Source organism: Serratia oryzae, from assembly GCF_001976145.1.
Taxonomy (GTDB): domain Bacteria; phylum Pseudomonadota; class Gammaproteobacteria; order Enterobacterales; family Enterobacteriaceae; genus Chania; species Chania oryzae.
The window spans coordinates 306202-329711 of the sequence record NZ_MOXD01000004.1; the positions used below are offsets into that span (position 1 = coordinate 306202).

The 23510-nt window shown below is 56.5% G+C and carries 20 protein-coding genes; 9 read left to right on the forward strand and 11 right to left on the reverse strand.

What is annotated here, in order from left to right; translation table 11 throughout:
• The first annotated feature begins 34 nt into the window (after nt 1–34).
• Entirely contained in the window at nt 35–931 is an 897-nt protein-coding gene (locus tag BMI79_RS09820) for a LysR substrate-binding domain-containing protein (protein WP_076941950.1), read from the forward strand.
• A 96-nt stretch (nt 932–1027) separates the two neighbouring features.
• Here the strand turns inward: BMI79_RS09820 and BMI79_RS09825 are convergent, their stop codons facing one another.
• Both BMI79_RS09825 and BMI79_RS09830 read right to left on the reverse strand, forming a co-directional pair.
• Complete coding sequence (locus BMI79_RS09825) at nt 1028–1609, reverse strand: NAD(P)H-dependent oxidoreductase (RefSeq protein ID WP_076941951.1); 582 nt, start codon at nt 1607–1609, stop codon at nt 1028–1030.
• Nucleotides 1610–1925: 316 nt separating this feature from the next.
• The gene (locus BMI79_RS09830) at nt 1926–2315 is read right to left on the reverse strand and encodes an SHOCT domain-containing protein (protein WP_076941952.1); all 390 of its coding nucleotides are present in this window, start codon (nt 2313–2315) and stop codon (nt 1926–1928) included.
• 452 nt (nt 2316–2767) lie between these two features.
• Between BMI79_RS09830 and parC the strand changes: the two genes are divergently transcribed.
• The 3 genes from parC to ftsP all read left to right on the forward strand — a co-directional run bounded on the left by parC (nt 2768) and on the right by ftsP (nt 7497).
• Complete coding sequence (gene parC, locus BMI79_RS09835; RefSeq protein ID WP_076941953.1) at nt 2768–5041, forward strand: DNA topoisomerase IV subunit A; 2274 nt, start codon at nt 2768–2770, stop codon at nt 5039–5041.
• Between the two features lie 157 nt (nt 5042–5198).
• Nucleotides 5199–5933, forward strand: coding sequence for a 1-acylglycerol-3-phosphate O-acyltransferase (locus BMI79_RS09840; RefSeq protein ID WP_076941954.1), 735 nt, complete (start codon nt 5199–5201; stop codon nt 5931–5933).
• Between the two features lie 148 nt (nt 5934–6081).
• Entirely contained in the window at nt 6082–7497 is a 1416-nt protein-coding gene (ftsP, locus tag BMI79_RS09845; RefSeq protein WP_076941955.1) for a cell division protein FtsP, read from the forward strand.
• Here ftsP and BMI79_RS09850 read toward each other — a convergent pair.
• A complete protein-coding gene (locus tag BMI79_RS09850; protein ID WP_076941956.1) occupies nt 7494–8405 on the reverse strand; it encodes a LysR family transcriptional regulator in 912 nt (303 codons plus the stop codon). The two genes, ftsP and BMI79_RS09850, sit on opposite strands and share 4 nt — an antisense overlap.
• A 129-nt stretch (nt 8406–8534) precedes the next feature.
• On the opposite strand from BMI79_RS09850, the gene xapA reads away from it, so the two are divergent.
• A complete protein-coding gene (gene xapA / locus BMI79_RS09855; protein ID WP_076941957.1) occupies nt 8535–9356 on the forward strand; it encodes a xanthosine phosphorylase in 822 nt (273 codons plus the stop codon).
• 87 nt (nt 9357–9443) lie between these two features.
• On the forward strand, nt 9444–10703 hold the full coding sequence (locus tag BMI79_RS09860; RefSeq protein WP_076941958.1) for a nucleoside permease: 1260 nt from the start codon (nt 9444–9446) through the stop codon (nt 10701–10703).
• A gap of 39 nt (nt 10704–10742) precedes the next feature.
• On the opposite strand, the gene BMI79_RS09865 is transcribed toward BMI79_RS09860, so the two are convergent.
• The 3 genes from BMI79_RS09865 to BMI79_RS09875 are packed head-to-tail and all read right to left on the reverse strand — an operon-like array spanning nt 10743 to nt 14091.
• Nucleotides 10743–11672 carry a PfkB family carbohydrate kinase gene (locus BMI79_RS09865; RefSeq protein WP_076941959.1) on the reverse strand — a complete coding sequence of 310 codons (930 nt, stop codon included), beginning with the start codon at nt 11670–11672 and terminating at the stop codon, nt 10743–10745.
• On the reverse strand, nt 11669–13066 hold the full coding sequence (locus BMI79_RS09870; RefSeq protein WP_076941960.1) for a purine-cytosine permease family protein: 1398 nt from the start codon (nt 13064–13066) through the stop codon (nt 11669–11671). Before BMI79_RS09870 ends, BMI79_RS09865 begins: the two co-directional genes overlap by 4 nt.
• Before the next feature lie 8 nt (nt 13067–13074).
• Nucleotides 13075–14091: an ADP-ribosylglycohydrolase family protein gene (locus tag BMI79_RS09875; RefSeq protein WP_076941961.1), complete on the reverse strand. Its 1017-nt coding sequence runs from the start codon at nt 14089–14091 to the stop codon at nt 13075–13077.
• A gap of 214 nt (nt 14092–14305) precedes the next feature.
• Here BMI79_RS09875 and BMI79_RS09880 point away from each other — a divergent pair, with 214 nt between their 5' ends.
• Nucleotides 14306–15040 (forward strand): GntR family transcriptional regulator, encoded by a 735-nt coding sequence (locus tag BMI79_RS09880; protein ID WP_076941962.1) that lies wholly within the window; start codon nt 14306–14308, stop codon nt 15038–15040.
• An 88-nt stretch (nt 15041–15128) separates the two neighbouring features.
• Nucleotides 15129–17297, forward strand: coding sequence for a YgiQ family radical SAM protein (locus BMI79_RS09885; RefSeq protein ID WP_076941963.1), 2169 nt, complete (start codon nt 15129–15131; stop codon nt 17295–17297).
• Between the two features lie 49 nt (nt 17298–17346).
• On the opposite strand, the gene BMI79_RS09890 is transcribed toward BMI79_RS09885, so the two are convergent.
• The 4 genes from BMI79_RS09890 to yqhD form a co-directional block, all read right to left on the reverse strand.
• Entirely contained in the window at nt 17347–17958 is a 612-nt protein-coding gene (locus BMI79_RS09890; protein WP_076941964.1) for a transglycosylase SLT domain-containing protein, read from the reverse strand.
• A gap of 171 nt (nt 17959–18129) precedes the next feature.
• Nucleotides 18130–18945 carry a 2,5-didehydrogluconate reductase DkgA gene (gene dkgA / locus BMI79_RS09895; protein ID WP_076941965.1) on the reverse strand — a complete coding sequence of 272 codons (816 nt, stop codon included), beginning with the start codon at nt 18943–18945 and terminating at the stop codon, nt 18130–18132.
• A 77-nt stretch (nt 18946–19022) separates the two neighbouring features.
• Entirely contained in the window at nt 19023–20069 is a 1047-nt protein-coding gene (gene ahr / locus BMI79_RS09900) for an NADPH-dependent aldehyde reductase Ahr (RefSeq protein ID WP_076941966.1), read from the reverse strand.
• 141 nt (nt 20070–20210) lie between these two features.
• The gene (gene yqhD / locus BMI79_RS09905) at nt 20211–21374 is read right to left on the reverse strand and encodes an alcohol dehydrogenase (protein ID WP_076941967.1); all 1164 of its coding nucleotides are present in this window, start codon (nt 21372–21374) and stop codon (nt 20211–20213) included.
• A gap of 224 nt (nt 21375–21598) precedes the next feature.
• On the opposite strand from yqhD, the gene BMI79_RS09910 reads away from it, so the two are divergent.
• Nucleotides 21599–22483 carry an AraC family transcriptional regulator gene (locus BMI79_RS09910; protein ID WP_167370519.1) on the forward strand — a complete coding sequence of 295 codons (885 nt, stop codon included), beginning with the start codon at nt 21599–21601 and terminating at the stop codon, nt 22481–22483.
• 3 nt (nt 22484–22486) lie between these two features.
• On the opposite strand, the gene BMI79_RS09915 is transcribed toward BMI79_RS09910, so the two are convergent.
• Entirely contained in the window at nt 22487–23509 is a 1023-nt protein-coding gene (locus tag BMI79_RS09915; RefSeq protein WP_076941969.1) for a zinc-dependent alcohol dehydrogenase family protein, read from the reverse strand.
• Between the last annotated feature and the right edge of the window lies 1 nt (nt 23510).

Below are 23510 nucleotides of genomic sequence, written 5' to 3' on the forward strand. Positions count from 1 at the left end.
CGGCAGATTGCGCCCGACATTCAGGGCGGAAAGCATGAAAATTACCCTCGAAGAATTGCTCGCATTCACCTCGGTGGTCGATAGCGGCTCCATCACCTCCGCCGCTGAACAACTTGGCCAGACTACTTCCGGCATCAGCCGTGCGCTCAGCCGCCTGGAAAAAAAACTCAACACCACCCTATTGCGCCGAACTACGCGCCGCCTGGAATTAACCGAGGAGGGGCAAAGTTTTCTCTCTCATGCGCGGGAGATCATCACTGCGGTGGAGAATGCAGAAGAGCAGATGGCGCTGTGCCGCCAGATCCCGGCAGGCCGGTTGCGGGTTAACGCTGCTGCGCCCTTTATGGAGCACGTTATCGTGCCGCTGGTGGCCGGTTTTCGCCAACGCTTTCCGCAGATTGAGCTGGAGCTGAATACCGATAACCAGATTATCGATCTGCTGGAGAAACGTACCGATATTGCCATCCGCATCGGTGCGTTGCGCGATTCGACCATCCACGCGCGTCTGCTGGGGGCCAGCCGGTTACGCATTCTCGCCAGCCCGGAATATATTGCCCGCTTTGGTGCCCCACAACGTGTGGAGGAGCTGAATCAGCATTGTCTGCTGGGGTTCACCCAGCCAGAATCTCTGAATCTGTGGCCGCTGCGCACCCCGCAGGCGGAGCATTTTGCCATTACCCCTACGCTGGCGGCTTCCAGCGGTGAAACGCTGCGGCAACTGGCGCTACGCGGGGTAGGGATTGTGCAGTTAGCAGATTTTATGACGCGTGAAGATCGGCGCGAAGGGCGCTTGATCGCGCTTTTGGCAGAAGAAACGCTGGACGTGCGCCAGCCAATCAATGCGGTGTATTACCGTAATACGCAACTGGCCACGCGCATCACCTGTTTTCTGGACTATGTCAGCGCAAACATTGATGTACAGACGCTGTAGATCTGTGTGAGGGATAAGGGGGCAATATTGAGCATGCTGCTCATCTTTAAGCCTAGCCAGTTCCCTCTCCCAGTGGGAGAGGGTTAGGGGCGACGCTTAAGCAAACACCTCAGCCAGATGCGTGCGGAAACGCGCGATATCACCCGCAATATCCGGCTGCTTAATCACATCATTACAGATAAAGGTCGGCAGAGCTTCCATGCCCAAAAACTGGTTGGCCTTGTGGAAGTGCAGGTAAACGCCGTCAACCCCCACGCCGTGGAAGAACTGTTCGGGATCGGTAAAGGCTTGCAGCGGCGCGTTCCAGGTCAGGCTCAGCATATATTTCTTTCCTTGAATCAGGCCGCCGGAGCCGTATTTTTTAGCCGCATCGCTGCGGGTACGGCCATCGCTGGCATACAGGCTGCCGTGGCCAGCGGTGAATACCTCATCGATGTATTTTTTCAGGATCCAGGGCTCACCCATCCACCAGCCTGGCATCTGATAGATCACTGCATCTGCCCACAGGTATTTCTGCACTTCGGCTTCAATGTCGTAGCCATCATCGACCACGGTGACCTGCACGTCGTGCTTGGCGTCGCGCAGAAAACTTTCCGCTACGTCGCTCAGAGTTTGATTCAGTTCGCCATTGGAATGGCCGAATTGTTTCTTGGCGTTAATAATCAGGATATTACTCATCGCTACACTGCCCCTGTCGGAATTAGAAATTGCTGAAACGCAGTGTAATCCTTTACGTGCCAGGAAAAAATGCGAGCTAACGCACAACAGTATTGACTGTGAGTCAATAAAGATGCCTGCCAATGGCAGTATTTTGCATAAAATGCGTAATTCACTGTGGTCATAGAGCAGCGAATGGGTTCTGCCGCATTAATGCGACAAAACCCTGTTATGCAGGTGGTGGTTTTTTCTGCGGGATTAGGCCCGGTACGCTGCTGCTATTTGCGGGTTATCTTTACGTTCTGCGCGAAACGGACGCTCGTCATCAGTGCAAGTATCAGGCTAATGCCTTCGCTTTAAGCTGTTGATATTCAGCTTCGCTAATCACGCCATCATCCAACAGTTTTTTGGCGTCAGAAATCTGCTCGGCTGGCGATTTACCGGCGACTTCACGAATGTACTCATTGGTAGCAGAGACCGATTTTTGTACCTGCGCACGATGCCGCTCAGCCATGCCTTTACCGCGAGCGATAAGATAGACTAAAGAAGTTAACAGCGGGATGAACAGCAGGAACACAATCCAGACGGCTTTATAAAAACCGCTTAATTCGTGATCGCGGAAAAGATCGGAGACGACCTGGAATAAAATAAACAGATAGGCGATAAGAAAGAAGAACGAAAATGTCGTTGCCACTATATCCCAAAGGGTGAGTAGATGATAAGTCATTAGCATTCCTTAATTATTCAACTAAAGGCGGATAAAAAATCTTTATCTATAACAGTGTGTAAGCATCACAAGCATAGGTCACAGTTTCATTTCTTTCCATGTTGAGCGGTAAGGCGGAGCCAGGTATTCATGGGTATAAAATCACTTGCTTCTGCATGTGGGGATAGAATGGCTAACGTTGATGTATGGTGCCCATTTTGCGAACAGATAGATTTCATAAAGAAACACTGTGATGGCAATGGCGTTACCGTTATCGGTCTCGTCAGCATATTTTCTCACCCGATTACCCCTATCGCTCTGATCTGCCTGAAAAGCAGGCAACGCAACTTTTGCCGATCTTCTTTCATCAACGTGACAGAAACCGATGGATGCACCATCTGTGACAGCTACCTACAAGATGAGTTACTATCGCGGGCAGAATCGACCCTTTGTCGTCTGAGGATATCTGAGTAATGAGTGAACTGACTCATGACGGTGTTGAGCGTTTAGCGCTGCACACATTCACTGAAAAAGCCTATCTGGACTACTCCATGTACGTCATCATGGATCGGGCGCTACCTTATATTGGCGATGGTTTAAAGCCAGTACAGCGCCGCATCATCTATGCGATGTCGGAACTGGGGCTGAACAACAGCGCTAAATTCAAAAAATCGGCCCGTACCGTGGGCGATGTTCTGGGTAAATACCACCCGCACGGCGACAGTGCCTGCTATGAAGCCATGGTACTGATGGCGCAGCCGTTCTCTTACCGTTACCCGCTGGTCGACGGCCAGGGGAACTGGGGGGCACCGGACGATCCGAAATCCTTCGCCGCGATGCGTTATACCGAATCGCGCCTGTCGAAATACGCCGAAGTATTACTGGGTGAACTGGGCCAGGGCACGGTCAACTGGGTGCCAAACTTCGACGGCACCATGCAGGAGCCGAAGATGTTACCGGCGCGTCTGCCGAACATCCTGCTCAACGGCACCACGGGGATTGCGGTCGGCATGGCCACCGACATCCCGCCGCATAACGTGCGTGAAGTGGCCGCAGCGGCCGTGGCACTGATCGACAAGCCGGGAGCCTCGCTTGAGGATCTGCTGGAGTTTGTGCAGGGGCCAGACTTCCCGACCGAAGCTGAAATCATCACCCCGCGCGACGAAATCCGCAAAATTTACCAGAATGGCCGTGGTTCGGTGCGTATGCGCGCCATCTGGAAGAAAGAGGATGGCAGCGCGGTGATCACCGCACTGCCGCACCAGGTTTCTGGTGCCAAGGTGCTTGAGCAAATCGCCAGCCAGATGCGCGCTAAAAAGCTGCCGATGGTGGAGGATCTGCGTGACGAGTCGGATCACGAGAACCCGACTCGCCTGGTGATCGTACCGCGCTCCAACCGTATCGACCTGGATCAGGTGATGAACCACCTGTTCGCCACCACCGATCTGGAACGCAGCTACCGCATCAACATGAACATGATCGGCCTGGATAACCGCCCGCAGGTTAAAGGTCTGTTGGAGATCCTCACCGAGTGGCTGGTTTTCCGCCGCGACACGGTGCGCCGTCGCCTCAACTACCGCCTGGAAAAAGTGCTGAAACGCTTGCACATTCTGGAAGGTTTGCTGGTGGCGTTCCTTAATATCGACGAAGTGATCCACATCATCCGCAGCGAAGATGAGCCGAAGCCGGTATTGATGCAGCGTTTTGGCATCTCTGATACCCAGGCTGAAGCGATTCTTGAGCTGAAACTGCGTCATTTGGCCAAGCTGGAAGAAGTGAAGATCCGCGGTGAGCAGGATGAATTGGCGAAAGAACGCGATCATCTGCAAGCGCTGCTGGCCTCCGAACGCAAGCTGAATACGCTGATTAAGAAAGAGATTCAGGCCGATGCGCAGGCCTATGGCGACGATCGCCGTTCACCGCTGACCGAACGCGAAGAGGCCAAGGCGATGAGCGAGCACGATTTTGTGCCTTCTGAGCCGGTGACCATTGTGCTGTCTGAAATGGGCTGGGTGCGTAGCGCCAAAGGCCATGATATCGATCCTGCCGGGCTGAGCTACAAAGCCGGTGATAGCTTCCGCGCCGCAGCGCGCGGCAAGAGTAACCAACCGGTGGTGTTTATCGACTCCACCGGGCGCAGTTACGCGCTCGATCCGCTGGCGCTGCCGTCTGCCCGTGGGCAGGGGGAACCGCTGACCGGCAAACTGACGCCACCGCCGGGCGCGACGATTGAGCAGGTGCTGATGGCCGCCGATGAGCAGAAGTTGTTGATGGCTTCCGATGCCGGTTACGGCTTCGTATGTACCTTCAACGATCTGGTGGCGCGCAACCGTGCGGGTAAAGTGATGATCACGCTGCCGGATAACGCCAAGGTGTTGCCGCCAATCGAGATCAACGGCGATGATGACATGTTGCTGTCGATTACCGCCGCTGGCCGCATGTTGATGTTCCCGGTGGCCGATCTGCCACAGTTGTCGAAAGGCAAGGGCAACAAGATTGTCTCAATACCGTCGGCGCAGGCGGCCTCAGGTGAAGACAAGCTGACCTGGCTGTTTGTGCTGCCACCGCAGACTTCGATCACTCTGCACGTGGGTAAACGCAAGCTGACGCTGCGGCCGGAAGACCTGCAGAAATTCCGCGCCGAACGTGGCCGTAAAGGCACCCTGTTACCACGTGGCCTGCAGCGTATTGACCGGGTTGAACTGGATATGCCGGAGCGGGTGTTACCGGGTGAGAGTGAAGAGTAAGCCGTTTTATCCCCTGCCGCCTTCAAGCGGCAGGGGAGATACAAACAGGTAGATTTTCGCTACATAAATATATTGTGCCGAACGCTGACGGGCGAGAAAATAGCGAGAGCAGCCGGGACGTAAAGCGCCGTGCCGACAGTGTACTAATGAGGTAATTATGTTATTGATATTGCGTGCTATTTTTGTCGTAATATATTGTATTTTAGTCTGTATTTTCGGTTCGATTTACTGTTTGTTCAGCCCGCGTAATCCCCGTCATGTGGCGACTTTTGGCCACCTTTTTGGCCGCCTTTCGACGGTGTTTGGTTTGCAGGTCGAAGTACGTAAACCTGCTGGTGCGTCTGCTAATGGCACCTGCATTTACATTGCCAACCACCAGAATAACTACGACATGGTGACGGTTTCCAATATCGTGCAGCCGCGCACCGTGACGGTCGGCAAGAAAAGCCTGGCGTGGATCCCGTTTTTCGGCCAGCTCTATTGGCTGACCGGTAATCTGCTGATCGACCGGGATAACCGTGCCAAAGCCCATGGCACTATCGCTCAGGTCGTTGAAGCCATTAAGCAACGGGATATTTCTATCTGGATGTTTCCGGAAGGAACCCGTAGCCGTGGGCGCGGGCTGTTGCCTTTCAAAACCGGCGCGTTCCACGCAGCGATTGCGGCCGGGGTGCAGATTGTGCCGATTTGCGTTTCCACCACCAGTGGTAAAATCAATCTTAACCGCTGGAATAATGGGCATGTGATCGTGGAGATGCTGGAGCCGATCGATACCCGTGCCTATAACAAAGAGCAGGTTCGTGAGCTGGCTGCCCGTTGTCACGAACTGATGAAGGCGAAAATTGAGCTGCTGGATGAGGAAGTCGCCCAGCTTGACGCCGCAAAAAAATAAAATTAACTCATAGCTGATGCCAATAGGTTAAGGCTAGCCAGCCCCCTATCCCCTATAGCGAAAGGGGGCGGTATATTACGCGTTGCTTTTACGCCCTGTTCAGTCAGGGCTTTTCATACAGCTTTAGTTTGGTTTTCATGGAGAAAATATGTCACTCAGTCGACGTCAGTTTATTCAGGCATCGGGCTTGGCGCTGTGCGCTGGCGCTGTGCCACTGAGGGCTGAGGCAAGCGCAACGCAGACCCTGTTACCTGTCCCCCCCCTGTTGGAGTCCCGCCGTGGGCAGCCGCTGTTTTTGACGCTGCAGCGTGCCCACTGGGCCTTTATGGAGAACCGCAAGGCATCGGTATGGGGGGTTAACGGTATCTATCTGGGGCCGACGGTGCGGGTGTACAACGGCGACGACGTGAAGCTGATCTACAGCAATCGCCTGGCTGAGCCAGTGTCGATGACCATCAGCGGGCTACAGGTTCCCGGCCCTCTGATGGGCGGCGCGGCGCGCATGATGTCACCGAATGTGGATTGGTCGCCGGTTATTCCCATCCGCCAGGCAGCAGCCACCTGTTGGTATCACGCCAATACGCCTAATCGGATGGCGCCGCATGTCTATAACGGGCTGGCAGGCCTGTGGTTGGTTGAGGATGAGGTCAGTAAAAATCTGCCGTTGCCGAATCATTATGGCGTGGATGATTTCCCGCTGATCATTCAGGACAAGCGGTTGGATAACTTTGGTACTCCGGTATACGATCCGCCGGCGCAGGGGGGCTTTATGGGGGATACGCTGCTGGTGAACGGTGTGCAGAACCCCTATGTTGAAGTCTCTCGCGGCTGGGTCCGGCTACGCTTGCTGAATGCGTCCAACTCTCGGCGCTATCAGCTGAAGTTGAGTGATGGGCGGCCAATCAGCGTGATTGCCGGTGATCAAGGTTTTCTGCCCGCGCCGGTCGCGGTACAGCAGCTTTCGCTCGCTCCGGGGGAGCGCCGTGAAGTGCTGATCGACATGTCGAATGGCGGTGAAGTGTCTCTGACTGCCGGTGAAGCCGCAGGCATGATGGATCGTCTGCGCGGCCTGTTCGAACCCTCCAACCTGCTGATTTCCACCCAGGTGCTGACCCTGAGGCCCACCGGCCTGCTGCCGCTGGTGACAGATAACCTGCCGATGCGCCTGCTGCCGGAGCAACTGCTGGAGGGCAGCGTCAGCCGTTCGCGCGAGTTCCGCCTGGGCGACAAGATGGCCGGGATTAATGGCGCTATCTGGGATATGAACCGTATTGACGTGCAAACGCAGCAAGGCGTTTGGGAGCGTTGGACGATTCATGCCGATACCCCGCAGGCGTTCCACATTCAGGGTGTGCAGTTCCTGGTGAAACGTGTCAACGGCGCACAACCGATGGCGGAAGATCGGGGCTGGAAGGATACCGTTTGGGTAGACGGTGACGTCGAGCTGTTGGTGTATTTCAACCAGGTTTCCTCGCAACATTTCCCGTTTCTGTTTTACAGCCAAACGCTGGAAATGGCCGATCGCGGTACCACCGGCCAACTTGCGGTGCAGGCGGCACCTTAAGCCTGCGGCGCTCGCAGCATTTTCAGGAACGCGCGTACCACCGGTGTGGCACTGTCGGCATGATAGATCGCATACAGATCGGCCGAGGGTGCCGCCAGCAGCGGGCAGAAACGTACGCCGGGCCACGGGATGCGCCCGTAGCTGTCCGGCAGCAGCGTAATACCATATTCTTCTGCCACCAGCGCCATCAGCGTTTGTGGCTCATTAACCTGATGCGCAATATCTGGCGCAAAACCCTGTTGCAGGCACAGATTGTGCAAATACAGCCCCAGGCTGGCTTCGTGCGGCGGCAGCACAATAAATTTTTCATGCTGTAAGGCTTTCAGCGGGATCGCCGTGCCGTCCGCCAGCGGATGTGACGCTGGCAATACCACCGCAATTTTTTCCCGCGCCAAGAGCTGGCATGCCAGGCCCGGCAGTGCCTGCTGCTTTGCTTCACGCCATACGCCAATATCGATATGCCGTTTTTGCAGTGAAACGATCTGCTGGCTGGGGGTCTGTTCGTTTAGCACCCAGGTCACACGATCGGCTTGGGCGGTAAAACGTTTCAGCGCCGGGATCAGGCCACCCCAAACCGATGTGCCCACCATACCAATCACCATATGGCCCGCCTCACCGCGCCCCAGTTGCTGCACCTGATTCAGCGCATTGCCTGCCTGATCCAGCAGCATCTCGACGTTATGAAACAGCGTGCGGCCCGCCAGCGTCAGCGCCATGGAGCGGGTGGTGCGTTTGAATAATTCCACGCCTAACTGGCTTTCCAGCTCCTTGATATGTTTGCTGAGCGGGGGTTGGGAAATGTTCAGCCGCCGCGCTGCCTGCGTGAAATTCATCTCCTCCGCCACCACGCGGAAATAATGCAGCAGCCGGAAGTTAATCCGGCTTGGATCGGGCAGTGGCTGTTTCATCGGTGTGTGCCTCCCTGCTGGGTATTTATAGGCAAATGGAATAAATCAGCGGGCAAGAATGTATTGGTCGCCGCCGGTCAACGCTCTCTACTATGGGGATGACTTTATCGATCCACAGAAGAGAATACTATGTTTAATCAAGAAGATGCTTTTTCCTGTGCCGATATTCTGCGCACCCGTCTACCCGGCTTTCAACCACGTGCTGCCTTGATTCTGGGCTCTGGGCTGGGGGCGCTGGCCGAGGTCATGCAGGATACCGTCACCATCAACTATACCGAATTACCGGGCTTTCCGGTAAGCAGCGTGGTCGGCCACGCCGGGCAACTGGTGGCCGGTTGGCTGGAAGGCGTGCCGGTGCTGTGCATGAAGGGGCGCGGGCACTTTTATGAAGGGCGCGGCATGCAGGTGATGACCACGGCGATCCGTACCTTCAAACTGTTGGGCTGTGAGTTCCTGCTGGCAACCAACGCCGCCGGTTCGCTGCGCACCTCGGTGGCTCCGGGTAGCCTGGTGGCGCTGACCGACCACATCAACTTTATGCCGGAATCCCCATTAGTGGGCAGCAACGACGAACGCTTTGGCCCGCGTTTCTTCAGCCTGGCCAATGCCTACGATCGTGACTTGCGCGCACAGCTGGCGCAGGTGGCGCAAAAGGTCGGCATCCCGCTGGCCGAAGGGGTGTTTGCTGCCTATACCGGTCCGAATTTCGAAACGCCGGCAGAAATCCGCATGATGCAGACGCTGGGCTGCGACGTGGTGGGGATGTCGATCGTGCCGGAAGTCCTTTCCGCCCGCCATTGCGGCCTGAAGGTGCTGGTGGTGTCGGCGATGACCAACTACGCCGAAGGGCTGTCAGATACCCCACTTTCCCATGAGCAGACGTTGAGCTGTGCGGCAATGGCGGCGGACGATTTTATGCGCCTGATCCGTGAGTTCTTCAAAACGCTTTAAGCCCGAATTTTATCCTAATGCCCCGCGGTGGAGGCTGAGCCTCGCCGCGTCAATCATCGTTTAAATCAGAATAACAAGGTGATGGTAATGGCAATAAAAACACGATTGAAAGTGATGATCTTCCTCCAGTTCTTTATCTGGGGGGCCTGGTTGGTGACCTTAGGTTCTTACATGATCAATACCCTGCATTTCAGCGGGGCGCAGGTAGGGATGGTTTACAGCTCGAAAGGCATTGCGGCACTGATTATGCCGAGCTTGGCGGGCATCATCGCCGATCGTTGGATCAAGGCCAACTACCTCTACGGCCTGTGCCACCTGCTTGGCGCGCTGGCGCTGTACTGCGCGGCACAGGTCGATCAGCCGATGGTGATGTTCTGGGTGATGCTGTTCAACGCCATGGTGTATATGCCTACCATCGCGCTTTCAAACGCCATCTCTTACTTCTGCCTGGAAAAACACGGCTGTGACACGGTCAAGGATTTCCCGCCGGTACGGGTTTATGGCACGGTGGGCTTTATTTTGGCGATGTGGCTGATCAGCTTTGGCAAAATCGAATTGAGCAATATGCAGTTGTACCTGGCTGCGGCGGTATCGCTGGTGTTAGCCGCTTATTCGCTGACGCTGCCCCATTGCCCAACCAGCAACGTGAAGCGCTCGCAAAGCTGGGTCAGCATGCTGGGGCTGGATGCCTTTGTGCTGTTCAAGCAAAAGCGTATGGCGATCTTCTTCCTGTTTGCCATGCTGCTGGGGGCGGCACTGCAGATCACCAACACCTTCGGTAACCCGTTTCTGCATGATTTCTCGCTCAATCCGCTGTATCAGGACAGTTTCAGCGTGCGTTATCCTTCGGTGCTGCTTTCTCTGTCGCAAATTTCCGAGGTGTTTTTTATCCTCACCATCCCATTCTTCCTGCGTAAATACGGCATCAAGCAGGTAATGCTGATCAGCATGGCCGCCTGGACGCTGCGCTTCCTGTTCTTGGCCTATGGCACCCCGGCCGGGTTCGGTTTTGTGCTATTGCTATTGTCGATGATCGTTTATGGCTGCGCGTTTGATTTCTTTAATATCTCGGGTGCGATCTTTGTTGAGAAAGAGGCCGACCACCGTATTCGTGCCAGTGCACAAGGGCTGTTTATGAGCATGGTTAACGGTGCCGGGGCTTATGTTGGGGCGATCGCCAGCGGTGAAGTGGTGGATTTCTTTACTCAAGATGGCGTGAAAGACTGGCAGAACATCTGGCTGGTATTTGCAGCCTATACGCTGGTATTGGGGGTGATCTTCGCGCTGACGTTCAACTATCAGCATCGGCCGGAAGAGATGACCGGGGAGATGCAGAAGGCACATTAAGCCTCGTTAGGGCCCATCAGATCCTGGGCCCTTAACGTATCAGGCAGGAAAGCGCTGCTGCAGCTGTTGCCAGTCTGGTGCACCTGCCGCACCGCGGCTGGCGACCACGCAGGCCGCGACGCGGTTGGCGAGATCGACCGCCTGCGGCAATGGCCAGCCGGCGGAAAGCCCGGCCAGCAGGCCGGCACAGTGGGCGTCACCGGCACCGATGGTGTCGACCACCTCAACCGGATAGACCGGCACATGCTGCGGTGGTTGCTTGCCGTCGCAAATCCAGGCCCCGTCGCGATCCAAACGGCAGATAAGCCGGATGTTATGTGCGCTGGCAAAGCGCTGGGCGGCGCTGACCGCATCGCCTTCGCCGCACAAGATCGCCACCTCGTCACGGTTCAGGGTCAGCAGGGTATGGCTGTCGCTGAGCATGGCGAAAAAATCGGCACCTAGTTGGCCAATGCGTGGGCCAGGGTCGATCAGCCGCCACTGGTCGAACGGCAGGCGCGTCAGCCAGTCGCGCAAGGCTTCACCCGCTTCACCCACCAGTTCATAGCCGTTGGCATAAACCACGGTTTCCGGCTCCAGCGGCAGAGTGGCTAACTGGGCTTTATTCCAGTGGGCCTCACAGCCGGTGATGGTGATAAAGGTGCGTTCACCGTTGGGTTCCACCAGTGCCAAACACCAACCGTTATCCATCTGGCCGTGGCGCAGCAGCACCGGCAGATCCAGTTCCTGCATCGCGCTTTCAATGGCGGCCCCCCAATCCCCGTTGCCAACCGGCATGCCGTTGATCACGGGCACATTCAGGCGGCGCAGCGCCCGCGCCACGTTAAAGGCGCAGCCGCCAATCTGCCGGCCTTGTGGCACGGCTTCAATATCATCACCGCTGCGGGGTAGGTGGGGCAGCGTGAGCACCACATCGCCCACGGCGCCGCCCAGCACCAGGATCGGTTTTACGGCGAAAAACTCACTCATTGGCGTGCTCCGCGGCTGGCCAGATACAGGCCGTAACCCACCAGGCTGACCAGGAAGGAAACGAACAGCCCAAGGCTGGAGTCGGCAAACAGGCCTATGGCCAGTGGGCCATCAATGAAGCCGGTTTTGGTCACCATCAGCCCGCAAAAGGCACCGAGGAACCAGCAGAACAGCGGCACTTTACGCACGCCGCGATTCTGGCCGTTCAGGCCATACAGCGCGTTGGCATCGTAACCATGCTGGCGGCGCAGTTTGGTATAATCGAGAATGAAAATTGCCGCCCAGGCGGCGAGGAATACGCCACAGAACACCAGGAATGAGATAAACGGCCCCAGGAAGTCTTCGGAAATAAACAGCACGTAGATGGCAATCGCGAGCACCAGCACCGCATCGATAGACACCGCCAGCGACTGCTTCACTTTCACGCCCAGCGTCAGCAAGTTCAGGCTGGCAGAATACAGGCTGAGCACCGCAATGGTGACAATACCGGCGGTGGCGGCCAGCAGATAGGGGATCGCCATCCACTTCGGCAGCACGGAACCGATCAGTGCGATCGGGTTAGCGGAGCTGGCGAGATCCGGCAGTTGCACCGAGAGCAGGATCCCGGTGAACATCAACAGCATCAGCGGCAGGCAGGCTCCCCCTACTACGGCGGCAAAAATGCTTTTATCAGAAGACTGCGGGCTCTGATAACGGCTGTAATCCGCCCCGGCGATGGCCCAACTGATGCCGGTGCCAGCGGCGATCACCGAAACCGCTGGCAGGAAACCGGTCAGCCAACTGCCGGAAGGCAACGACAGCACCTTGCTCCATTCGGTATTGAAGACGATATACAGCACCACGATCAACGTCATGGTGCCGAAAATCCGGCTGAACCAGCTCTGCATCCAGACTACGGTATTCTGGCCGAGCAGGCTGACCACGATGGTCAGGCCGCCAAACAGCAGCAGGCTGAAGGCGGTGAGGGAGTGGCTGGCGCTCATACCGGCAGCCTGGAACAGGGCTGCCAGCGTCAGCGTGCCGGTAATCACGTTGACTGCCTCCCAGCCCATCAGGTTGATCCAACTGAAGGTGGTAGGGGCAATATTGCCTTTCAAACCAAAAATCACCCGCGATAAGGTCAGGGTAGAAGTACGGCCACGCTTGCCGGCGAAGCTGGTGTAACCCACCAGAATAAAGCTGGCGACGCCCACCAGGGCTGCGAGGATCGACTGGATGAACGACAGACCAAAGGCGACAACAATCGCCCCATACACCACGCCAAGAATACCGATATTGGCGGCAGACCAGACCCAGAACAGCTCGATTGGTTTACCGGTTTGCTCAGCATCAGGTACGCGATCGATCCCCGTACTTTCTACTTTCCATGTCTCATTGCGGTTGATTTCACTCATAATATGATTTATCCCGGGTTGCGCAGCCTGGTAAGTGCCGCTGCGTAAGGCTGAAAATCAATCTGATTGGCACGATTGATGGTGTCAATCCATTCCGCTGGGAAGGCATCAATTCCGTGCAGTGCACCGCAAATTGCCGTTGCCATGGCACCGATAGTATCGGTGTCGCCTCCCAGATTAGCGGCCAGCACTGCGCAACGTTGCGGATCGGTTCCGGCCAGTTCAACCAGTGCCAGCGTCATGGGAATGGACTCGATATTATCCATCCCGGCACCGATGGTGTGGTACAACTCTGCCAACGCGTCGGCATCGGGTAATTCGCTGGCCTTAGCCGCACACTCCAGCGCCCAGACCAAACGGCGGCTGAGTGACGGGCTGAAGGTGGTAACCCGTTGCTGTTGTACCTGCTCTACCCGTTCAGGTAATTCCTGCTTGATGGTGGCCCATTCTGCGCCTTCAATTGCCCGGCTTATTGCCCATGCGACGGTAAACGCCCCGGCAACGGCGATATCCGACTTGTGGGTTGGGCTGCATGATAGCCGTACTGCTTCGATAAACCTGGGCAAATCAGTGCTTGGCATCAGGCAGCCGATCGGGGCAATGCGCATCGCCGCGCCGTTGGTGACGCCATTGGCGGGGATCTCCAGCACTGGCGTACCGGCGCGCACTGCCAGCAGTGCGGCTTTTGAGGTGGGGCCAAGAATGTTTTTCTCAAAGGCTCCGACGCGTTCCGCCCAGAGCATAATGTGGTGGGCGATGCGCTCCGGTTCGACGCGGCCATCGCTGGCCAACAGCGCATCCATCAACGCGACCGCCTGTTGGGTGTCGTCAGTATATTCTCCTGCGGTAAATTCGTTTGCGGCTATATTTTCCTGCGGGCCAGGCAAGAAACTCTCGATCCAGCCAAAATAGTTACGTACTTTCTGCACTGGCCACAGTTCTGATGGCATCCCCATCGCATCGCCCACGGCTTGCCCATACAGAGCGCCGAGAATAGCCTGGTGAGGATTTTTAGTTTTTTTCATGTAATACAATTTCCCTGGTGTTGGCGCATATTGATGCTCAAGAAACATCAATAGGATGAGGTTACTCCTGAAATAGGTCCAATTGAAGTCCAATGCCTGAAAAATGTGATTCCAATCTAATCCCAACGCTAACTCCGATGGCGTCGTTATCGCCCAAAGCGTAAGTATGATAAAAACAGAGCTGGGGAAAGTGCGTATATCAAAGGCGGATCCAATGAGTGAGTTTGTTACCTGGCTGCGTCAACAATTTTTGCTGGCTGCGGCGGCGCCACGTTATATCCAATTGGCCACGACCATTGAAACGGCGATTAAACAGCATGTGCTGGCAGTTGACGACTTTCTGCCGCCGGAGCGCCTGATTGCCGAAGCGCTGGATGTGTCTCGGGTAACCGTCAGTAAAGCGATGAAGCTGCTGGAAGAAAAAGCGCTGATCTCGCGCCAGCAGGGCGTGGGTACCCGTGTGGCGATGCATATCGGTTACTCTCTCAATCAGGATCACGGTTTTACCGCTCAGATGCGGCGTAACGGCAGCAGCGTCAGCAACCAGTGGCTGTTGCGCACCCGTATGACGGCTCCTGATGAGGTTGCTAGAGCGTTGGAGATGGCGAATCACAGCGAGGTGGTTAAACTGCGCCGCCTGCGCCTGGTTGATGGCAACCCGGTTTCACTGGAAACGACCTACATCCCACCGCATTTTCTGCCCGATCCTGAAGCGCTGGAACATTCGCTTTATGCCCTGTGGCAATCGCGTGGCATTGTGCCTGAGGGGCGTCATTTTCGTTTGAAGGCGATTGCCAGCACGGATGAGATCGCCGATTTGCTCAATGTTCACAGCGGCATGCCGTTATTGCGCATCGTGCAGACCAGCCGCAATGGCCAGGGGGAGGTGCTGGAGCTCAGCGAGACCCTGTGCCGCAGTGATGTGTATGAGTTTGAGGTCAATAGCTGAGCAAACTGAGAAATAACCATGCTCTTTTGACAGCGAGTGCGTATAATCGCCGCCCGGCGATAAATTAACCTGCACAAGAGTACCCGTAATGAGCACCACCAGCCTGATCCAACCCGAACGTGAACTGTTCTCTTATAAGCCTTATTGGGCCGAATGTTTTGGCCCTGCGCCATTTTTACCGATGTCGCGAGAAGAAATGGACCAACTGGGTTGGGACAGCTGCGATGTGATCATTATCAGCGGTGATGCTTATGTCGATCACCCAAGTTTTGGCATGGCGATCATCGGTCGCATGCTGGAAGCTCAAGGGTTTCGCGTTGGGATTATTGCCCAGCCGGACTGGAGCAATAAAGACGATTTTATGCGCTTGGGCAAACCGAACCTGTTCTTCGGCGTGACCGCTGGCAACATGGACTCGATGATCAACCGCTACACAGCCGATCGCAAACTGCGCCATGACGATGCCTATACCGCAGGCAACGTGGGGGGCAAGCGCCCGGATCGTGCCACGCTGGTGTACAGCCAGCGCTGCCGAGAAGCGTATAAGGATGTGCCGATCGTATTGGGCGGTATCGAAGCCAGCCTGCGCCGTATCGCGCATTACGATTACTGGTCGGATACCGTGCGCCGTTCGGTGCTGGTGGATTCCAAAGCCGATATCCTGATTTACGGCAACGGCGAACGCCCGCTGGTGGAACTGGCGCACCGCCTGGCGGCGGGTGAAAATATTCAGGATATCCATGATATCCGCAACACCGCCGTGATGCGCAAACAGCCGCTGCCGGGCTGGAGCGGGGTGGACTCCACCCGCCTGGACAAGCCGGGCCGCATTGAGCCGATCCCCAATCCTTACGGTGAAGACTTGCCTTGTGCCGATGGCAGCGTGCCGGAGCCCGAAGCCAAGCCGGTTGTTGTGCGTGCCGCCAAGCCTAAACCGTGGGAAAAAACTTACGTACTGCTGCCTTCCTTTGAAAAGGTGAAGGGAGACAAGGTGTTGTATGCCCACGCCTCACGTATTCTGCACCACGAAACCAACCCTGGCTGCGCCCGTGCCTTGATGCAGAAGCATGGCGATCGCTACGTGTGGATCAACCCACCGGCGATCCCGCTGACCACGCCGGAAATGGACAGCGTTTTTGCCCTGCCATACCAGCGCGTGCCGCATCCGGCGTATGGCGAAGCGCGTATCCCAGCCTACGACATGATCCGCTTCTCGGTGAACATCATGCGTGGCTGCTACGGCGGCTGTTCGTTCTGTTCGATCACCGAGCATGAAGGGCGCATCATTCAGAGTCGTTCCGAAGATTCGATCGTGCGCGAGATCGAAGAGATCCGCGACAAAGTGCCAGGCTTTACCGGGGTGATTTCCGATCTGGGCGGCCCGACCGCCAACATGTATATGCTGCGCTGCACCAATCCGCGCGCGGAGCAGACCTGCCGCCGCGCGTCGTGCGTGTATCCGGAAATCTGTACCTATATGGATACCAACCATGAGCCGACCATCAAGCTCTATCGCCGTGCCCGTGAATTAACCGGGATCAAGAAGATCCTGATCGCTTCCGGCGTGCGTTACGATCTGGCGGTGGAAGATCCGCGTTATATCAAGGAGTTGGCGACCCACCACGTGGGGGGCTACCTGAAGATTGCGCCGGAACATACCGAAGAAGGGCCATTGTCTAAGATGATGAAGCCGGGTATGGGCAGCTACGATCGTTTCAAACAACTGTTCGATCAGTATTCCAAACAGGCAGGAAAAGAGCAGTATCTGATCCCTTACTTCATCTCTGCGCATCCAGGCACCAGCGATGAAGACATGGTGAACATGGCGCTGTGGCTGAAGAAGAACCGTTTCCGCCTCGACCAGGTGCAGAACTTCTATCCTTCGCCAATGGCCAACTCTACCACCATGTATTACAGCGGCAAAAACCCGCTGGGCAAGGTGGGTTACAAGAGTGAAGACGTGTATATCCCGCGTGGCGATCGCCAGCGCCGCCTGCATAAGGCGTTGCTGCGCTATCACGATGCGGCCAACTGGCCGTTGATCCGCAGCGCGCTGGAAGAAATGGGCCTGAAACACCTGATCGGCAGCCGTCGTGAGTGCCTGGTGCCAGCGCCAAGCCTTGACGAGCAGCGCGAGGCCAGACGCCTGCAGCGCCAGACCCGCCCGGCGCTGACCAAGCACACCGATATTACGCGCCAGCGCACGCCATCAAACAAACCGCCGGCGCGTAAAACCGCGCGCAGCGGTAAGGCGTAAAGGCAGTTTGAAGCAGGGAGCCAGCGGCTCCCTTTTTTTCGCCTTTATTTTACAGTTGGTTATACGCTGCTTCGACCTTAGCCATATAGCGCGGAGCCTGTGGTGAAGGATGATGTTTGCGCACGTGCCAGTTGAAGGCTTCTGGCGACAGGCTATTGATCATGCTGACCGCCTTTTGGCGATCGTTGGAGAAGGTACGCAGCAGGGCACCCGCGCCGTTGACGTAGGCCACTTCGGTGGCATAGCGCAAGGTAACCGGATTATCGATGCCGCCGAGTTGGCGCTGTAGCGAGGCCAGATAAGCGGTGCCGAGATCGATATTGATCTGCGGATCGCGCAGATCATCGTCATCCGGGCAACCGCTCTTGCCTTGGAAACGGTATGCATCACAGCCCGCGGTGTTGGCTTTGAGCTGCATCAGGCCGATGGCGTTGGATTTGCTCACCGCGCTAGGGTTAAAGCTCGATTCCACCTGAATCATCGCGGTGATAAGTTTTTCATCAACGCCGTACTGCGCCGCAGCCTGTTCAATCGCGCTTTGATAGGAGCGTGGCTGATAGTTGCCGCTGCTGTTACGGGGTTTCTCGCTCGCACAGCCAGCCAGAAGCAGCATGAGGCCAATGATGATCGGACGAGGCCAAGTCAGAAGAAAGCGTTTCATGATGCTCCGTGCGGTTGTTTCAGTGGAGTGTTGATACAGCGTGATAACGTCAGTGTAGTGCAATAAAAACGGGTAAACATGCTGGGGGTTTTCTCTTCTTGCGGAGTGCGGGAAAAATAAAGAAAGGGCCGATTCCCTATCGGCCCTTACAGGGTGCATTCCAGGTGGAGATTACAGCGATTCCGGATCCGGCCCCAGGCGGTTGCCGATATCCAGTGTAGCGATCTCGTTCAATTCCTCTTTATCCAGTTTGAAATCAAATACCTCAAAGTTTTCGCGAATACGCGCTGGCGTGACCGATTTCGGGATCACCACCAGGCCGCTGTCCAAGTGCCAGCGCACCACGATCTGCGCCGGAGTCTTGCCGTATTTCTCGGCCAATCGCTTGATGATGGGTTGATCGAAAACGCCTTCGCCGCCCTGCGCCAGCGGGCTCCAAGACTCGGTGGTGATATGATGCGTGGCGTTCCAGGCGCGCAGTTGGCGCTGTTGCAGCATCGGGTGCAGTTCGATCTGGTTGATCACCGGCGCAGTACCGGTTTCGTCCAGCAGGCGCTGCAGGTGCGGCACGTGGAAATTACACACTCCAATGCTTTTTGCCAGCCCTTGCTCACGCAGTTTGATCAGGCCGCGCCAGGCGTCGACGTACCGATCCTGTGCCGGTTTTGGCCAGTGGATCAGATACAGATCGACATAATCCAGCTTCAGCTTTTTCAGGCTGGTTTCCAGCGCCGCTTGCGGGTTGCCCTGATCGTCGTTCCACAGTTTGGTGGTGATAAACAGTTCACTGCGCGGGAGCGAGGTGGATTGCAGCGCACTGCCAACCCCTTCCTCGTTGTTGTAGATCGCCGCGGTGTCAATAGAGCGATAACCCACTTCCAGCGCTTTGCTGACCGCGTGAGTGGCCTCTGCAATACTCGCTTGCCATACGCCAAGACCCAACTGCGGCATCAGATTACCATCGTGGAGTTTGATGATGGGTTGCATGCGTTGTCTCCTTAATAACAGCTTCCAAGACAGGGTTAATTTTAGTTGGCAACCCCAGGCACTGCTGAGGTTGTCTGCTAAGCGTGCATATCCAATACGATACGATAACGCGCCTTGCCCGCTGCCAGATGCGCCATGGCATCGTTGACTTTGCTGAGTGGAAAATGCTCCACCTGCGGCTCAATACCGTGCCGGGCGCAGAACGCCAGCATATCCGCCAGCCGCGAAGGGGCACCGGTGGGTGAAGCAGAAAGCTCCGCCTGTTTGCTGATAAAGGCGAACACCTGTACTGGTACCGGATCGGGCACTGCGCCGACGAAATGCAGGCGGCCTTTTGGGGCCAGCGTGCCAAGGAACGCATTCCAGTCCAGCGACGCGCTGGCGGTGACCAGAATAAAATCGAGCTGGTTGGCAATCGCTTTCAGGGCCGCGTTGTCGTTGCTGGCGACCACGCGATGCGCCCCCAGCGCCAGCGCTTCGTCACGCTTGCTGTCAGACGAGGTAAAGGCGGTGACTTCGCAGCCCCAGGCGTGCATAAAGCGGATTGCCATATGCCCCAAGCCACCAATCCCCACCACGCCGACGCGCTGGGTCGGGCGTACATCATACTGCAGCAGCGGGTTGAAAACGGTGATTCCACCGCAAAACAGCGGCCCGGCGCTGGTGACATCAACCCCTTCCGGCAGAGGAATCGCCCAGGCCCAGTGGCTGCGGATGCGATCGGCAAAGCCGCCATGTCGGCCAATGATGGTGGGTTGTATTTTGTGACACAAATGCTGATCGCCAGACATGCAGGGGTGGCAGTGCATACAGCTGCCGCGGTTCCAGCCGACCCCCACCACCTGGCCGACTTTCAGCCCTTTATTGAGGGCATGCGCGCCGATCCTGACCACTTTACCGACCACCTCATGTCCTGGGACAAACGGGTAACGGGTGATGCCCCATTCGTTGTTCAGCATCGAGAGATCGGAGTGGCAGACACCGCAATAGTCAATTGCCACTTCGATATCATCATTGCCCAGTTCTCCGGCATTGAAGCTGAAGGGTTCGAGGGGCTTCCCTTTGGCGGGGGCTGCCCAGGCGTGAATGGTATTGTCAGCAACGGTGCTTGATTGGTCAGCCATACAATTCTCCCATTGATTAACGAGACGATGTCATGCGATACGATCGAAAGCGCAGAAGAAGCGCAAAACTGCACCCAGCGGGTGGCCGGGTGCAGAGAGCGGTTAGAAATTAAAGCCTAGCAGGAAACTGCGATGTTGCGTTTAGCGTGCTGTCTGATAAATCCGCTGGCTGACTTCCAGCGTGATGTCCTGGTGCTCGCCCAGCGCGGTCATGCCATGCTGGTGCAGCTTGTCGATCAGCGCCGGGATCGAACTGCCATCCAGTTGGTAGTCAGACAGGCGGGTCGGCACGCCCATTTTTTCAAAGAATTCGCGGGTAGCGGCGATAGCGGCATCGATACGGCTGTCTTCAGAGCCTTCACGCAAGCCCCAGACGCGCTCGGCGTATTGCAGCAGCTTGGCGCGTTTCTGCGCCTTTTTCTCTACCAGCAGCGCGGGCAGCACAATGGCCAGAGTTTGCGCGTGATCCAGATCGTGCATGGCGGTCAGTTCGTGGCCGAGCATATGGGTTGCCCAATCCTGCGGCACACCGGCTCCGATCAGCCCGTTCAGCGCCATGGTGGCGCTCCACATCACGTTGGCACGCACCGCGTAGTTTTCCGGTTCAGCCAGCGCGCGTGGGCCATCTTCCAGCAGCGTCAACAGCAGGCCTTCGGCGAAGCGATCCTGCACCTTGGCATCCACCGGGTAAGTCAGGTACTGCTCAAGGATGTGCACAAACGCATCTACCACGCCGTTGGCGATCTGGCGCGGCGGCAGCGAATAGGTCACTAGCGGATCCAACACGGCAAACAGCGGTTGCACGTGCGGCGAGAAGAAGTGCTGCTTATCGCCGCTGCTCTGGCGAGTGATCACGGCACCGCTATTGGATTCAGAACCGGTGGCGGGCAGGGTCAGCACGCAGCCCATTGGCAGCGCGCTGGTCACATTGCTGCCGACGGTTTTCAGGATATGCCAAGGATCGCGATCGGCGGTGTAGTGGGCTGCCGCGGCGATAAATTTGGTGCCATCAACCACCGAGCCACCACCAACGGCCAGCAGGAAATCGATGTTTTCCGCACGGATTATCTCCACCGCTTTCATCAGCGTTTCGTAGGTTGGGTTCGGCTCAATGCCGGCGAACTCCTGCACGTTGCGGCCTGCCAACGCGGAATAAACCTGATCCAGTACGCCGTTTTTCTTCACGCTGCCACCGCCGTAGGTGATCAGGATGCGAGCCTCTGCCGGGATCTGTTTTGCCAATTCGGCAATCTGGTTTTTGCCAAACAGGATTTTGGTTGGGTTATGGAGGGTAAAGTTTTGCATGATCGATTTCTCTTGCGTGTCAGGAGGGCGCCAGCGGCGCAAAGAATAACTGGAGTGTATTGTCAGTAACTTAGCGCCGTTAAACAATGCACATTTCTATCAATATCTTGCCTATTTCTACGTAGTGCTGTAGAAAATGCCGGTTTTTTACTATTATCTGTGCTGGATTATTGTGGATATAAGAGGGCGTTTCCGTGACCGAAATTGATCAGTTGCGTGGCCGCATGGCGCGTCAGGCAATGCGTTTTGCCAGTGTGAAAGGTTACAGCCCTTCGCCGGTGCCCAAGGTGAATATCCTGTATGTTAACGAGTATTACCCGCGCCAGCCGGTGATGTATGAACCTGGCATTGTGATCGTCTTTCAGGGGCACAAGGTGGGTTACTGTGGCAACAAGGTGTTCCAGTACGATCCGCGCAATTATCTGCTGATGACGGTGCCGTTGCCGTTTGAATGCGAAACCTTTGCCAGCCCGCAGCAGCCGCTGGTGGGGTTAGCGGTGAATATCGATACCCAAGTGCTGCAGGATCTGCTGATCGACATCGGTGATGACGATTATCTGATGAAGCCGCGGGTTGAAAGCAGCGGCGTCAATCTTGCACCGCTGACGGATGAAATGCTGTGCGCCACCGAACGCCTGCTGGACGTGATGGAAAAACCGCTCGATGCCCGCGTGTTGGGGCCGCAGATTGTACGTGAACTGCTGTATTACGTGCTGCGCGGCAGTTGTGGCGCCTCGTTGCAGGAGTTGGTTAACCGCCATACCCACTTCAGCCAGATCGCCAAAGCGCTGCGGCGGATTGAAAGCCAGTATGCCGATAACCTTAACGTCGAGCAGTTGGCCAACGAGGTCAACATGAGCATTTCGGCGTTCCACCATAACTTTAAAGCAGTGACCAACACCTCGCCGCTGCAGTATGTGAAATCCTATCGCCTGCACAAAGCGCGGCTGCTGATGGTGCATGATGGGCTGAAGGCCAGTACGGCGGCCATCCGCGTGGGTTATGAAAGCGCCTCGCAATTCAGCCGCGAGTTTAAACGCCTGTTTGGTATGACGCCGAGCGATGAGCTCGCCCGGCTGCGGGACAGCAACGTGATGATGCAGGGTTAAAGGTTAGGTTGTCAGGACGATTTTACCGAACGCACCGCGATCGAGATGATCCAGCGCTTCTGGCAACTGATCGAAGCGGTAGCGCCGATCGATGACCGGTTTGATCCCATTGGCGTCAACGGCGCGTACCAGATCTTCCAGCGCGCGGCGATGGCCGACGGCGATGCCTTGGATCTGAGGGGACTTCAGTAACAGAGGGCCTGCTGGCAGAACAATTTCCGCGCCCTCCAGCATACCAATGACGGAAATACGCCCGTGTATCGCCACGGCACGCAGGGAATTGACCAGATTAGGGCCACCCGCGGTTTCAATGATATGGTCGATGCCGCGATCCTGCGTCAGTTGGTAGACCGGCTCCACCCAATCCCCCTGCAAACGGTGAATACCGTGATCGGCCCCCAGAACCTTGGCGCGCTGGAGTTTCTCTTCGCTGCTGGAAGTGACAAACACCTGCGCACCCTGGGCTTTGGCGATCTGTAACGCGAACAGTGCAACACCGCCAGTGCCTTGTACCAGCACCGATTCCCCCGCGCGTAAATGGCCGCGTTCCATCAGGGCGAACCAGGCGGTGAGTCCGGCACAGGTCAGAGTACTGGCTTGGGCATCATCCAGCGTTGCCGGTGCGGCACTCAACCAGGTTTCATCAACCACGATGTATTCTGCCAACATTCCCTGGTAAAACCCTCCAAGCGCGCGATAAGGTGGATGACGTGCATCACCCTTGGGGATGCCGTCGATCCAGTCCGGGCTAAAGGTAGAGATCACCCGATCGCCGGGGCGAAAGCGCGTGCTGCCAGCACCAATGGCATCCACCACGCCGGCCATATCCGAGGCAGGCGTAAACGGCAGCGGTAGATCCTGCGGCAGGGTACCTTCTATGATCATCTTGTCGCGATAGTTCAGCGCTACCGCATTCACTTTTACCCGTACCTGATGTGGGCCAGGTTGAGGAATGATGGTTTCCGTCAGGTGCAGATGTTCGCGCCCGATTGCGCTCATCGTCCAGCGTTGCATGGTGTCAGTCATT